The sequence below is a fragment of the Rhizobium sp. Rhizsp42 genome (assembly GCF_047304155.1).
In the GTDB taxonomy this organism is placed as follows: Bacteria; Pseudomonadota; Alphaproteobacteria; order Rhizobiales; family Rhizobiaceae; genus Rhizobium.
The window spans coordinates 152,085-164,697 of record NZ_JBGLYS010000008.1; the positions used below are offsets into that span (position 1 = coordinate 152,085).

General features: G+C 62.3%; 12 protein-coding genes and 1 riboswitch. Of the genes, 9 read left to right on the forward strand and 3 right to left on the reverse strand.

Annotated elements, in window-relative coordinates; all coding sequences use genetic code 11:
• Positions 1-43 precede the first annotated feature (43 nt).
• From pstC to phoB, 5 genes are read left to right on the forward strand one after another with little or no spacing between them, the layout of a single operon-like run.
• Positions 44-1,525 carry a phosphate ABC transporter permease subunit PstC gene (pstC, locus tag ACCD05_RS10870; protein ID WP_209232633.1) on the forward strand — a complete coding sequence of 494 codons (1,482 nt, stop codon included), beginning with the start codon at positions 44-46 and terminating at the stop codon, positions 1,523-1,525.
• The gene (gene pstA / locus ACCD05_RS10875; RefSeq protein WP_413392579.1) at positions 1,522-2,844 is read left to right on the forward strand and encodes a phosphate ABC transporter permease PstA; all 1,323 of its coding nucleotides are present in this window, start codon (positions 1,522-1,524) and stop codon (positions 2,842-2,844) included. The genes pstC and pstA overlap by 4 nt, the downstream gene beginning before the upstream one ends.
• Before the next feature lie 14 nt (positions 2,845-2,858).
• Positions 2,859-3,674 carry a phosphate ABC transporter ATP-binding protein PstB gene (gene pstB / locus ACCD05_RS10880; protein WP_018898305.1) on the forward strand — a complete coding sequence of 272 codons (816 nt, stop codon included), beginning with the start codon at positions 2,859-2,861 and terminating at the stop codon, positions 3,672-3,674.
• A gap of 43 nt (positions 3,675-3,717) precedes the next feature.
• Entirely contained in the window at positions 3,718-4,431 is a 714-nt protein-coding gene (gene phoU, locus ACCD05_RS10885) for a phosphate signaling complex protein PhoU (protein ID WP_018898306.1), read from the forward strand.
• A 36-nt stretch (positions 4,432-4,467) separates the two neighbouring features.
• A complete protein-coding gene (gene phoB / locus ACCD05_RS10890) occupies positions 4,468-5,151 on the forward strand; it encodes a phosphate regulon transcriptional regulator PhoB (protein ID WP_018898307.1) in 684 nt (227 codons plus the stop codon).
• An 82-nt stretch (positions 5,152-5,233) separates the two neighbouring features.
• On the opposite strand, the gene ACCD05_RS10895 is transcribed toward phoB, so the two are convergent.
• Positions 5,234-5,779 (reverse strand): GcrA family cell cycle regulator, encoded by a 546-nt coding sequence (locus ACCD05_RS10895; RefSeq protein ID WP_018898308.1) that lies wholly within the window; start codon positions 5,777-5,779, stop codon positions 5,234-5,236.
• A gap of 427 nt (positions 5,780-6,206) precedes the next feature.
• Here ACCD05_RS10895 and ACCD05_RS10900 point away from each other — a divergent pair, with 427 nt between their 5' ends.
• The 3 genes from ACCD05_RS10900 to ACCD05_RS10910 all read left to right on the forward strand — a co-directional run bounded on the left by ACCD05_RS10900 (position 6,207) and on the right by ACCD05_RS10910 (position 9,456).
• The gene (locus tag ACCD05_RS10900) at positions 6,207-7,403 is read left to right on the forward strand and encodes an aspartate aminotransferase family protein (protein WP_209232634.1); all 1,197 of its coding nucleotides are present in this window, start codon (positions 6,207-6,209) and stop codon (positions 7,401-7,403) included.
• 47 nt (positions 7,404-7,450) lie between these two features.
• Positions 7,451-8,368: an ornithine carbamoyltransferase gene (gene argF, locus ACCD05_RS10905; protein ID WP_413392582.1), complete on the forward strand. Its 918-nt coding sequence runs from the start codon at positions 7,451-7,453 to the stop codon at positions 8,366-8,368.
• A 92-nt stretch (positions 8,369-8,460) separates the two neighbouring features.
• Entirely contained in the window at positions 8,461-9,456 is a 996-nt protein-coding gene (locus ACCD05_RS10910; protein WP_413392584.1) for an Hsp33 family molecular chaperone, read from the forward strand.
• Between the two features lie 18 nt (positions 9,457-9,474).
• On the opposite strand, the gene apaG is transcribed toward ACCD05_RS10910, so the two are convergent.
• Positions 9,475-9,867 carry a Co2+/Mg2+ efflux protein ApaG gene (apaG, locus tag ACCD05_RS10915; protein WP_026282968.1) on the reverse strand — a complete coding sequence of 131 codons (393 nt, stop codon included), beginning with the start codon at positions 9,865-9,867 and terminating at the stop codon, positions 9,475-9,477.
• Between the two features lie 207 nt (positions 9,868-10,074).
• Positions 10,075-11,259, reverse strand: coding sequence for an O-succinylhomoserine sulfhydrylase (locus ACCD05_RS10920; protein ID WP_209189084.1), 1,185 nt, complete (start codon positions 11,257-11,259; stop codon positions 10,075-10,077).
• A 44-nt stretch (positions 11,260-11,303) separates the two neighbouring features.
• A riboswitch (SAM riboswitch) is annotated at positions 11,304-11,382 on the reverse strand.
• 73 nt (positions 11,383-11,455) lie between these two features.
• Between ACCD05_RS10920 and ACCD05_RS10925 the strand changes: the two genes are divergently transcribed.
• Positions 11,456-12,550, forward strand: a complete 1,095-nt coding sequence (locus ACCD05_RS10925) for a 2'-deoxycytidine 5'-triphosphate deaminase (RefSeq protein WP_413392587.1) — start codon at positions 11,456-11,458, stop codon at positions 12,548-12,550.
• Positions 12,551-12,613 lie beyond the last annotated feature (63 nt).

Here is a 12,613-nt window from a genome sequence, read left to right on the forward strand (position 1 = left end):
CCGTTTCGCTCTTGGGGGCCGAGGGCCTGGGGGACCTTAACGAATGAGTACATCCGTCTTACTCTTGTGCCTCGTTGTGCTTGGCGCGGTTGCCTTTGTGGCAGCACGCAGCCGCGCGACGGCGCTTGCCGGAGGTAAATCCTCGGCACTGCACTCCCGGCCTGGCTACTACGGTGCCTATGCCGCAATCTGGGCTATCCTGCCTGCGCTCATCGTTCTGTGCGCCTGGCTTGCGATCAGCCCCTCCATTATCGAATCCTCCGTTCGCGGCGGTTTTCCTGACGACGTGAAGGCCCAGCCGGCCGCTCAGCAGAACCTGAACTACGGCATGGTCAGCGCCATCGCCCGCGGTCTGCCGCTGCTCGCGAGCGAAGACGTTGCCGCAGGCGTCGGCGATCCCGCCGGCCTCCAGGCCAAGCTCGCCGCCAAGGGCGTTCCGCTCGCCGGCGTGCCGCAGCCTTACATGATCGAAGGCGCGCAGAAGCTGAACACCGAGAGCGGCATCAGCCGCTTGATCATGACGCTGGTCGTTCTGGCGCTTGGCGTTGCCGGTGGCTTCTATGCCCTGCGTGAAGTCGCTCCCCGTTTCCGGGCTCGCAACCGCGTCGAGCGCGTCATGCTCTGGGGTCTGCTGCTCGCATCCTCCATCGCCATCCTGACCACTGTCGGTATCGTCATGTCGATGCTGACGGAAGCAGCCCACTTCTTCGCTGAAGTTCCGGCAGCCGACTTCTTCTTCGGCACGGTCTGGGATCCGCGCTTCGCCGGCGCCGGCAGCTCGTCCTTCGGCCAGTTCGGTCTCATCCCGCTGCTGCTCGGCACGCTCTACATCGGCTTCGTCGCCATGCTGGTCGCCGTTCCGGTCGGTCTCTTTGCGGCCATCTACATGGCGGAATACGCGGCTCCCAAGGTTCGCGGTATCGCCAAGCCGCTGCTCGAAGTTCTGGCCGGTATCCCGACCATCGTCTACGGCTTCTTCGCCCTCATCACTGTCGGCCCCTTCCTGCGCGACCTCTCGTCCCAGGTGAATGGCCTTCTGACCGGCGACTACAGCAACTTCATCCAGGCACAGAGCGTTCTGACCGCCGGTATCGTCATGGGCATCATGCTGATCCCATACGTCTCCTCGCTGTCTGACGACATCATCACCGCCGTACCACGCGCCCTGCGTGACGGTTCGCTCGGCCTCGGCGCCACGCGTTCGGAAACGATCAAGAAGGTCGTTCTCCCCGCCGCCCTGCCGGGTATCGTCGGCGCCCTCCTTATGACCGCCTCGCGCGCCATCGGCGAGACCATGATCGTCGTGCTTGCGGCTGGTGTCGCCGCCCGCATCCAGATCAACCCATTCGAGCCGATGACGACGGTGACGGTCAAGATCGTCAACCAGCTGACGGGTGACCTTGAGTTCACCTCGCCGCAGACGCTGGTTGCCTTCGCGCTTGGCATCACGCTGTTCTTCATCACGCTTTGCCTTAACATCTACGCGCTCTTCATTGTGCGCAAATACCGGGAGCAGTACGAATGACGGACGTTGTTTCCTCCGGACAGGGCGTCGTCGTCTCCAAGGCGCCGGCCCGCCGCGACATCGGCATCAAGCGTCGCTACGCCGCCGAACGCCGCTTCCAGGCCTATGGCATCGCTGCCATCTCCTTCGGTCTGATCTTCCTGGCCATCCTGCTCACGACGGTCATCCGTCAGGGCTACACGGCCTTCGCGCAGACCTCGATCACTCTGCCGATCGAGTTCTCCGAAAAGGTGCTCGACCCCAACAACAAGCGCGCCACCGACCCATCGGTGCTGATCGCCGCCAACTATCCGGTGCTGATCCGCGACGCCATGGTCAAGACGCTCGGCATCAACACCCAGAGCCGTCCTGAAGTCCGCGACGCCACCGCGATGATCTCCAAGGGTGCGCCGATCGTGCTCCGCGACATGGTCGTCGCCGACCCGTCGCTCATCGGCAAGACGGTCAACGTCACGCTTCTCGCAGACGCCAACGTCGACTCGGCCAACAAGGGCCAGATCGACCTGACGGTCGACGAGAAGAACCGTAAGGTCAACGACCGCCAGGTCGGCTGGATGCAGCAGATGGCCGCCAGCGGCACGCTCCACAAGGAGTTCAACACTGGCCTCTTTGTCAACGGCAACTCCAGCCGTCCGGAAGCCGCAGGTCTCGGCGTCGCCCTCATCGGCTCGCTCTACCTGATGCTGATCGTTCTTGCCCTGTCGCTGCCAATCGGTGTCGCCGCTTCGATCTACCTCGAAGAGTTCGCGCCGAAGAACAAGCTGACCGACCTGATCGAAGTCAACATCAACAACCTCGCGGCCGTTCCCTCGATCGTCTACGGTCTGCTCGGTCTCGCCGTCTTCATCAACTTCGCAGGTCTGCCACGCTCCGCGTCGCTGGTCGGCGGTCTGGTGCTGACGCTGATGACACTGCCGACCATCATCATCGCCACCCGCGCGGCACTGCGCGCCGTGCCTCCTTCGATCCGCGCGGCCGCCCTCGGCCTCGGCGCTTCGAAGATGCAGATGGTGTTCCACCATGTCCTGCCGCTGGCAATGCCTGGCATCCTGACCGGCACCATCATCGGTCTGGCGCACGCGCTCGGTGAAACCGCGCCGCTGCTCCTGATCGGCATGGTCGCCTTCGTCGCCAATGCGCCTGCCACCCCGATGGATCCCTCCACGGCTCTGCCGGTGCAGGTTTACATGTGGGCAAACGAAGCCGAACGCGCCTTTGTCGAGCGCACGTCCGGCGCCATCATCGTCCTGCTCCTGTTCCTGATCGTCATGAACCTCGGAGCCATCCTCTTGCGTCGTCGCTTTGAGCGCCGCTGGTAAACGGAGTAAACATCATGAACATGTTGACGGAAGCAGCAGTTGAGAAGGCGCTAGACCAGAAGATGAATACCATTCCGTATAAAATGATCGGCCAGGACGTCTCGGTTTACTACGGCGAAAAGCGCGCGCTTTTCGACGTGAAGCTGAACATCCGCGAAAACACCGTGACGGCTCTCATCGGTCCGTCGGGCTGCGGCAAGTCCACCTTCCTGCGCAGCCTGAACCGCATGAACGACACGATCGACAATTGCCGCGTCACCGGCAAGATCACGCTTGATGGCGATGATATCTACGATCCGGATATCGACGTCGTCGAACTGCGCGCCCGCGTCGGCATGGTGTTCCAAAAGCCGAACCCGTTCCCGAAGTCGATCTACGAAAACGTCGCTTACGGCCCGCGCATCCATGGTCTCGCCAAGGCGAAGGCCGACATGGACGTCATCGTCGAGCAGAGCCTGCAGCGCGCCGGCCTGTGGAACGAGGTCAAGGATCGCGTGCATGAAGGCGGCACCGGCCTCTCGGGTGGTCAGCAGCAGCGCCTGTGCATCGCCCGCGCGATTGCCGTCAGCCCCGAAGTCATCCTCATGGACGAGCCCTGCTCGGCGCTCGACCCGATCGCGACCGCCAAGGTCGAGGAACTCATCCACGAGCTGCGCGAAGCCTACACGATCGTCATCGTCACGCACTCGATGCAGCAGGCAGCCCGCGTCTCGCAGCGCACCGCCATGTTCCACCTCGGCAACCTCGTCGAGGAGAACGATACCGACAAGATGTTCACCAACCCGGATGATCCGCGCACCCAGGATTACATCATGGGCCGCTTCGGCTGATCTCCGAAACCGGTAAACCTCAGGACATTCAAGGATAAGCCCCATGGCATCGACACATATCTATTCCGCCTATGACGATGATCTCAAGTTCCTGACGCGCCGCATCTCCGAAATGGGCGGCCTCGCGGAACAGATGGTCGGCGACGCTGTTCGCGCGCTCGTCAACGGCGACACTTCGCTCGCCCAGAAGGTCATCTCCGACGACGTGATCCTCGATCACGCCGAGCGCGAGATCGGCGAAAAGGCGATCATCACCATCGCCCGCCGCCAGCCGATGGCCGCCGACCTTCGCGAAATCATGGGTTCGATCCGCATCGCGGCCGATCTCGAGCGCGTCGGCGATCTTGGCAAGAACACCGCCAAGCGCGTCATCGCGGTCCAGAGCACCGGCGTTCCGCGCAAGCTCGCCCGTGGCCTCGAGCATCTCTCCGAACTGGCGCTCGTCCAGCTCAAGGAAGTTCTCGACGTTTACACCAGCCGCGTTGCCGATCGTGCCAAGTCGATCCGCGAGCGCGACGAGGAAATCGACGCGATGTACACCTCGCTGTTCCGCGAGATGCTGACCTACATGATGGAAGATCCGCGCAACATCACCAGCTGCACGCATCTTCTCTTCTGCGCCAAGAACATCGAGCGCATCGGCGACCACGCCACCAACATCGCAGAGACCATCTACTACATGGCAACCGGCGCCCAGCCGGAAGGCGAGCGTCCGAAGGACGACACCGCCAACACCGTCGGCGCGGTCACGGAATAAGCGTTCCGGACCCACGCCCCCAGGAGACCGAGACGAATGATCCCAAGAGTAGCAGTCGTTGAAGACGAAGAAGCACTGAGCGTGCTTCTTCGCTATAACCTTGAGGCCGAAGGCTTCGAAGTCGATACCATCCTTCGCGGTGACGAGGCCGAAATCCGGCTGCAGGAACGCACGCCGGATCTTTTGATCCTCGATTGGATGCTGCCCGGCGTTTCCGGCATCGAGCTGTGCCGTCGCCTGCGCATGCGCCCCGAGACGGAGCGCCTGCCGATCATCATGCTCACCGCCCGTGGCGAGGAAAGCGAACGCGTTCGCGGCCTGTCGACCGGCGCCGACGACTATGTCGTCAAGCCGTTCTCGACGCCTGAGCTCGTTGCCCGCGTCAAGGCGATGCTGCGCCGTGCCAAGCCGGAAGTGCTCTCCTCGCTGCTGAAGTGCGGCGATATCGAGCTCGATCGCGAAACGCATCGCGTTCACCGCAAGAGCCGCGAAGTCCGCCTCGGACCGACCGAATTCCGCCTCCTGGAATTCCTGATGTCGTCGCCGGGCCGCGTCTTCTCCCGCTCGCAGCTGCTCGATGGCGTCTGGGGCCATGACATCTATGTCGACGAGCGCACCGTCGACGTACACGTCGGCCGCCTGCGCAAGGCGCTCAACTTCTCCAACATGCAGGATGTCATCCGCACCGTTCGCGGCGCCGGCTATTCGATGGAAGCGTAAGGCGCTTCCATTTCATCCGATCCAACGAAAAACGGGCCCCGCGAGGGCCCGTTTTCTTGTGTTCCTTATCCGGCTTTCCGGGTCATGCGACCCGGTTGGCTGCCTTGCGGCGCTCGTTGACCGGCTGATAAGCCATGCGCTGGTGATAGGTGCAGTACGGCGAGTTGTCAGGGGACTCGCAGCCGCAGAAGTGGAAGTCATCCGTCAGCGGATCGCCGACCGGCCACTTGCACGTACGCTCGGTCAGTTCCGTGAGGCCGAGGCGGCGCGAGATCGGAACGACAACGTTGGAAGCCGGACGGTAGCGGACTTCCTCGATCGCATCGATGTCCATCTCTTCCTTGAGAGCCACTGCGCCCTGCGGGCGGGCAACGGCGCGGCTTGGCGAGATGCGTGCGGAATTGAAGTTGCTGGCGGGGCGGGGCGTCGAAACCGCCGGGCGCTTCGGTGCTCGGGTCGCCGTCGTCGTGCCGCCGGCCTTGGCGCGGCCAGGCAGGTTCAGACGGTGGACCTTGCCGATGACGGCGTTGCGGCTTACACCGCCAAGTTGTGCCGCAATCTGGCTGGCGCTCAAGCCTTCGGCCCAAAGCTTCTTCAGTCTTTCAACGCGCTCGTCTGTCCAGTTCATGCCCTGTCTCCGCCTTATTGCGTTGGTGTAGGCAGAATCCCTCACCCATGGCACGGACGTGTCCGGACCAAGAAACGCTTGCTCGATTTTGGTGACTAGTTCCGCCGCATGCAGTCTAGTAATTGAGTTTTAACCTAGAGTGAGGGCGACTCCGTGACAAGAGTCGGTTGAATCGCGGCGAATCGATTTCTCGGTTTTCCCCAACTTGCTGGGTGAGAGAGTCATTTCTGCAACATTAGCTGTTGATAGCTCACCGGCACCCCGATGCTTGCTTGACGCATGCGACAAAAGCTCAGTTTTGTTGACATCGCACTGCGAAAAGACAATAGTGCCCCTCGCCGCCGAAAGGCGGCATTTTTCATTTCCGGGCACCCGCTTTTTAGCCGGAGTCCGGGCGATTATTGAGCGAATGACAGGAGATCGCGCCATGGCTGAAGCCGCGCCGCTTTATGATACCTACTCTCGTGCCCCGCTGCGGTTCGAGCGAGGAGAGGGCGTGTGGCTGATCACCGAAACTGGCGAGCGATATCTCGATTTCGGCGCGGGCGTTGCCGTGACCTCCGTCGGCCATAGCAATCCGCATGTCGTCGGTGCGCTTAAGGATCAGGCCGATAAGGTTTGGCACCTTTCCAACATTTACGAGATCCCCGGTCAGGAGCGCCTGGCCAAGCGGCTGACGGATGCAACCTTCGCGGATAAGGTGTTTTTCACCAATTCGGGCGCCGAGGCGCTGGAATGCGCGATCAAGACCGCGCGCCGCTACCAGTATTCGAAGGGCCATCCCGAGCGCTTCCACATCATCACCTTCGAAGGCGCCTTCCACGGCCGCACGCTGGCGACGATCGCCGCCGGCGGCCAGGAAAAGTATCTGGAAGGCTTCGGCCCCAAGGCACCCGGTTTCGACCAGGTTCCCTTCGGTGATATCGAGGCCGTTCGCGCTGCGATCACCGATGCCACGGCCGGCATCCTGATCGAACCGGTACAGGGCGAGGGCGGTATCCGCCCGGCGACTGTGGAGTTCATGAAGGCGCTGCGCCAGCTCTGCGATGAAAACGGCCTGCTTCTGATCCTGGACGAGGTTCAGACCGGCGTCGGCCGTACAGGCAAGCTGTTTGCTTATGAGCGGTTGGGCGTAACGCCGGACATTCTCGCGGCCGCCAAGGGCATCGGCGGTGGTTTCCCGCTTGGCGCCTGCCTGGCAACGGCTGAAGCTGCCTCCGGCATGAAGGCCGGCACCCATGGCTCGACCTATGGCGGCAACCCGCTCGCCATGGCCGTCGGCAATGCCGTGCTCGACGTGATCCTCGAGGAAGGCTTCCTGCAGCACGTCAGCGACGTGGCACTCGTCTTCCGTCAGGGTCTCGCATCGCTGAAGGATCGTTATCCTGATGTGATCGAGGATATCCGCGGCGAAGGCCTGATGCTTGGCGTCAAGGCGGCTGTTCCGTCGGCTGAGCTCCTGCAGGCCATCCGCGCTGCCAACCTGCTGGCCATTCCGGCCGGCGACAATGTCATCCGTTTGCTTCCTCCGCTCGTCGTCACCGCTGACGAAGCCCGCGAAGGCCTCGCGCGCCTGGAGCGTGCCGCCGAGAGCGTGCGCGCCAAGGCAAAGAAGACGGCTTGAATGGATGGATGCCCGGCCGGATGGCGGGCGTAACAGGTTAAAGACAGATGGCTTCCCCAAAACACTTTCTCGATCTCTCCGCGGTATCCTCTTCCGACCTCAGGGTCATCATGGACGACGCCAAGACCCGCAAGCAGGCCTTCAAGGCCGGCCAGGGCGACAAGCCGCTGGCAGGCAAGATGCTGGCGATGATCTTCGAAAAGCCCTCGACCCGCACCCGCGTCTCCTTCGACGTCGGCATGCGCCAGCTCGGCGGCGAGACGCTGTTCCTCTCCGGCACCGAAATGCAGCTCGGCCGCGCCGAAACGATTGGCGATACCGCCAAGGTCCTGTCGCGCTATGTCGATGCGATCATGATCCGCACGACCGACCATGCGCGCATGCTGGAGCTCGCCGAACACGCGACGGTTCCCGTCATCAACGCGCTGACAGATGACACCCATCCGTGCCAGATCATGGCCGATATCATGACCTTCGAAGAGCATCGCGGCCCCATCAAGGGCAAGACGATTGCCTGGATGGGCGATGGCAACAACGTGCTGCATTCGCTGGTCGAAGGGGCTGCCCGTTTCGGCTATCGCATGAACATGGCGGTACCCCTTGGTTCCGAGCCGAAGGATCACTATCTGAACTGGGCCCGCAATGAGGGCGCCGAGATCATGCTGAGCCATGATGCCGACCGTGCGGTCGCCGGCGCCGATTGCGTGGTGACCGATACCTGGGTCTCCATGAATCAGGAACATCGGGCCCGGGGTCACAACGTCTTCCAGCCTTATCAGGTCAATTCGGCTTTGATGGCACAGGCCGACAAGGATGCATTGTTCATGCATTGCCTGCCGGCCCATCGTGGTGAGGAAGTTACCGACGACGTGATCGACGGCCCGCAATCCGTGGTCTTCGATGAAGCGGAAAACCGTCTTCATGCGCAGAAGTCGATTCTTGCTTGGTGCCTGGGCGCGATCTGAACCATACTGGAGGCCACATCGGGCCGGACAGGCTCGTGGCCGCGCTGGCGGATGGACGGGCTCGTCCGCTGCCCTCAGACTAGGAGAAGACCATGGCAGAAGCTGCAGCCACCCTCGGCGAATTCGATTTCGCCGGCGATGATCATGTCGTTCCGTTTCAGGTGGAAGGCCTGGATGTGCGCGGTCGCGCTGTCCAGCTCGGCCCGATGCTGGATGCGATCCTCGATCGCCACAATTATCCCGCACCCGTCGCCCGCCTGCTGGCCGAAGTCATCGCGCTGACGGTGCTGCTCGGCACGTCGCTGAAGTTCGAAGGCAAGTTCACTGTCCAGACCAAGAGCGACGGCCCGGTCGATCTGCTTGTTGCCGATTTCTCGACGCCCGAAAACGTGCGCGCCTACGCCCGCTTCGACCAGACGCTGCTGGACGAGGCGATTGCTGCCGGTCGCGCCGAGCCCGAGCAGCTACTCGGCAAGGGCATGCTGGCGTTTACCATCGACCAGGGCAAGTTCAGTCAGCCTTACCAGGGCATCGTCGCGCTCGACGGCGCCACGCTGGAAGACATTGCCGGCACCTACTTCCGCCAGTCGGAACAGATTCCGACGCGCGTGCGCCTCGCCGCCGCCGAACTGCTTGACCGCGATGAGCAAGGCAAGCCGCGTCATCGCTGGCGGGCAGGGGGCCTCGTTGCCCAGTTCCTGCCGGAAGCGCCAGAGCGCATGCGCCAGGCCGACCTGCATGGCGGCGATGGCGACGAAGGTACCGTCCAGCATGCTGAAGACGATGCCTGGGCTGAAGCGCGTTCGCTGGTGGAAACCATTGACGCAGACGAGCTGACCGATCCGCAGGTCGGTGTCGAGCGCCTGCTGTTCCGTCTGTTCCACGAGCGCGGCGTGCGCGTTTACGAGCCGCGCGAAGTGTTCGACCGCTGCTCGTGTTCGCGCGAGAAGATCAAGGGCGTGCTCAAGGGCTTCTCCGCCGAGGAGATCGAAGCGAGCCAGGAAGAGGGCGAGATCGCGGTCACCTGCGAATTCTGCTCGACGACCTATCGTTTCGAGGCCGAAGAGCTCGCGCAGGCGGCTGAATAACCTGCGACGAAACGAAGGTTAGTTCAGCACTCTGAGCAGGCCGGGTGAATCAAGCGAGAAGGCGGGGATTTCCACCTGGAAGACCTCGCCTTTATCGGTTTCCATCTGGTAGTGGCCGAACATCAGGCCCGATGGCGTATCGAGCGGGCAGCCCGATGAATATTCGTAGGTATCACCAGGGCTGAGCGTCGGCTGTTCGCCGACGACACCCGCTCCGCTCACTTCATCGACGACGCCGTTCTGGTCGGTGATGTTCCAGTAGCGGTTGACGAGGCGTACAGTGAGGTCGGAATTGTTGCTGATGACGATGCGGTAGCCCCACACATAGCGGTCGTCGTCCGGGTCGGATTGCTCCTCCAGGTAAAAGGGCTCGACCACCACTTCAATATCTCGTGTCAGGGCGCGGTACATGCCTACACCATAATAAGAATACCTTACTGGTATCTTATAAGAGGTGCGACAGGTCAATAAACCAGGCCGGAATCCGCAATCAATTGGCTGTAAGCGCGAAAAATTCGCGCGTTAAGACTAATGCCACTCCCGCTCAGCGCGAGTAAATTGCAAAAATGCGCGTTTAAATGCCGGCCGGATCACATCGACCCGGCCGGCTATTCTTGGTCAGGCCTTGATCTTGGAGAGCGCCTGCGCGAAATCCTCGATCAGGTCGTCGGTATCCTCGATACCAGCAGACAGGCGCACGGTGCCCGGAGAAATGCCGAGTTCGGCGCGGGCCTCGTCCGTCAGGTTCTTGTGCGTGGTCGTTGCCGGATGCGTAATCAGGCTCTTCGCGTCGCCGAGATTGTTGGAGATCTTGACGATCTCAAGCGCGTTCTGCAGCGCGAACGCCGCTTCCTTGCCGCCTTTGAGTTCGATCGCCACCAGCGTCGAGCCGCCCTTCATCTGCTTGGCGACGATATCGGCCTGCGGATGATCCTTGCGGCCGGGATAGATCACCTTGGCGACCTGCTTCTGCTCGGCCAGGAAGTCGGCGATCTTGCCGGCGTTCTCGGTCTGCTGCTTGACGCGCAGCGGCAGCGTCTCGAGACCCTTGAGCAGCGTCCAGGCCGTGAACGGCGACATCGCCGGACCCGTGTGGCGATAATAGTCCTGCAGATGCTCGTTGACCCACTCCGTATCCGAGAGGATCACGCCACCAAGGCTGCGGCCCTGGCCGTCGATATGCTTGGTCGCGGAGTAGACGACGATATGGGCACCGAGTTCCAGCGGCTTCTGGAAGATCGGCGTCGCGAAGACGTTGTCGACCACGACCTTGGCGCCGACCTGGTTGGCAAGCTTGGCAACGCCGGCGATATCGACCACTTCGAGCGTCGGGTTGGTCGGGCTTTCCAGGAAGAACACCTTGGTATTCGGGCGGATCGCCTTTTCCCAGTTCTCCAGATAGCGCCCATCGACCAGCGTGCACTCGATGCCGTATTTCGGCGCCAGCGTCTCCACCACCCAGCGGCAGGAGCCGAAGAGCGCGCGGGCGGCGACGATATGGTCACCGGCCTTCACCTGGCAGAGGATGGCGGCGGCAACGGCTGCCATGCCCGATGCGGTGGCGCGGGCTTCTTCGGCACCTTCCATCGCGCACATGCGCTTTTCGAACATGTCGTTGGTCGGGCTGCCGTAGCGGGCGTAGATATAGCCCTCCGTCTCGCCCTTGAAGCGCGCTTCTGCGGCTTCCGCGCTGTCGTAGACAAACCCTTGCGTGAGATAGATCGCCTCGGAGGTCTCGCTATACTGCGAGCGCAGCGTTCCGCCGTGGACCAGTTGGGTTGCCGGGCGCCAAGTCTTGCTCATGCCATCACCACTTTCAAACACAAAAAAACCGGCCGCGAATGCAGACCGGTTTCAACCCGGTCTATTTAGCCACTTGTTTAACGTGGCTGCAAGCCGACCGGCCAAATCACCACGGGATAAAGCTGCAATACTGCTGTTGCGCGCTTGCGTCAATTCCTCGATTTTGGTTTTGTCTGCGGCAAATTATGGATGGGGCATGATGGCTCGCGAAACAGGAATATTGGCAGACCGCGCGATTGCCGCGTTGTTCGAGACGGGACGCCTCGTCGCGGAGCGCGAGCTCGACAGCGACCAGATCCAGCCGGCGAGCCTTGATCTGCGTCTCGGCGCCAAGGCGTTCCGTGTCCGCGCCAGCTTCATGCCGGGTCCGAACAGCCTCGTGTCCGACAAGCTCGACCGTTTGAAGCTGCATGTCGTCGATCTCTCCGAAGGCGCGGTGCTCGAGACCGGCTGCGTCTACATCGTTCCGCTGATGGAGCGCCTCGATCTGCCGGCCGACATGTCGGCCTCGGCCAACCCGAAAAGCTCGACCGGCCGCCTCGATATCTTCACTCGCGTCATCACCGATTACGCGCAGGAATTCGACAAGATCCCGGCCGGCTATTCCGGGCCGCTCTATCTCGAAATCTCGCCGCGCACCTTCCCGATCGTCGTGCGTCGCGGCTCGCGCCTGTCGCAGATCCGCTTCCGCATCGGCCAGTCGCTGCTCGGCGAACCGGAACTGCTGGCGCTGCACGATGCCGAAATGCTGGTCGCAAGCACAAAGCCGAACGTCTCGGGCGGCGGCATTGCGCTGTCGATCGATCTCGCCGGCGACAAGGATGGCCTGATCGGCTATCGCGGCAAGCACCACACGGCCGTCGTCGATGTCGACAAGAAGGCCCAGCACGATATCTTCGATTTCTGGGAGCCGATCTATAGTCGCGGTCGCAACGAGCTGATCCTCGATCCGGATGAGTTCTACATCCTCGTCTCGCGCGAGGCGGTCCACGTGCCCCCGCACTACGCCGCCGAGATGACGCCTTTCGATCCGCTCGTCGGCGAATTCCGCGTGCACTACGCCGGCTTCTTCGACCCAGGCTTCGGCCACGCCCCCGCCGGCGGCCGCGGCAGCCGCGCCGTCCTCGAAGTCCGCAGCCACGAGGTCCCCTTCATCCTCGAAGACGGCCAGATCGTCGGCCGCCTGGTCTACGAGCACATGCAGGAACACCCCGAAAGCCTCTACGGCACCGGCCTCGGCTCCAACTACCAGGCGCAGGGCCTCAAGCTCTCCAAGCACTTCCGGATCTGAGCAGCCTCACCCGGAAGTCGCCAACGCCGCTTGACACCAGCCGCCATCTGTTGGAAATCTGCG

Coding starts and splice junctions, on each gene's coding strand:
- ACCD05_RS10895 (WP_018898308.1), bottom strand. CDS start 5,779: ATGAACTGGACAGACGAGCGCGTTGAAAGACTGAAGAAGCTTTGGGCC.
- phoU (WP_018898306.1), top strand. CDS start 3,718: ATGGCATCGACACATATCTATTCCGCCTATGACGATGATCTCAAGTTC.
- apaG (WP_026282968.1), bottom strand. CDS start 9,867: ATGTACCGCGCCCTGACACGAGATATTGAAGTGGTGGTCGAGCCCTTT.
- pstC (WP_209232633.1), top strand. CDS start 44: ATGAGTACATCCGTCTTACTCTTGTGCCTCGTTGTGCTTGGCGCGGTT.
- pstB (WP_018898305.1), top strand. CDS start 2,859: ATGAACATGTTGACGGAAGCAGCAGTTGAGAAGGCGCTAGACCAGAAG.
- pstA (WP_413392579.1), top strand. CDS start 1,522: ATGACGGACGTTGTTTCCTCCGGACAGGGCGTCGTCGTCTCCAAGGCG.
- ACCD05_RS10920 (WP_209189084.1), bottom strand. CDS start 11,259: ATGAGCAAGACTTGGCGCCCGGCAACCCAACTGGTCCACGGCGGAACG.
- argF (WP_413392582.1), top strand. CDS start 7,451: ATGGCTTCCCCAAAACACTTTCTCGATCTCTCCGCGGTATCCTCTTCC.
- phoB (WP_018898307.1), top strand. CDS start 4,468: ATGATCCCAAGAGTAGCAGTCGTTGAAGACGAAGAAGCACTGAGCGTG.
- ACCD05_RS10900 (WP_209232634.1), top strand. CDS start 6,207: ATGGCTGAAGCCGCGCCGCTTTATGATACCTACTCTCGTGCCCCGCTG.
- ACCD05_RS10925 (WP_413392587.1), top strand. CDS start 11,456: ATGATGGCTCGCGAAACAGGAATATTGGCAGACCGCGCGATTGCCGCG.
- ACCD05_RS10910 (WP_413392584.1), top strand. CDS start 8,461: ATGGCAGAAGCTGCAGCCACCCTCGGCGAATTCGATTTCGCCGGCGAT.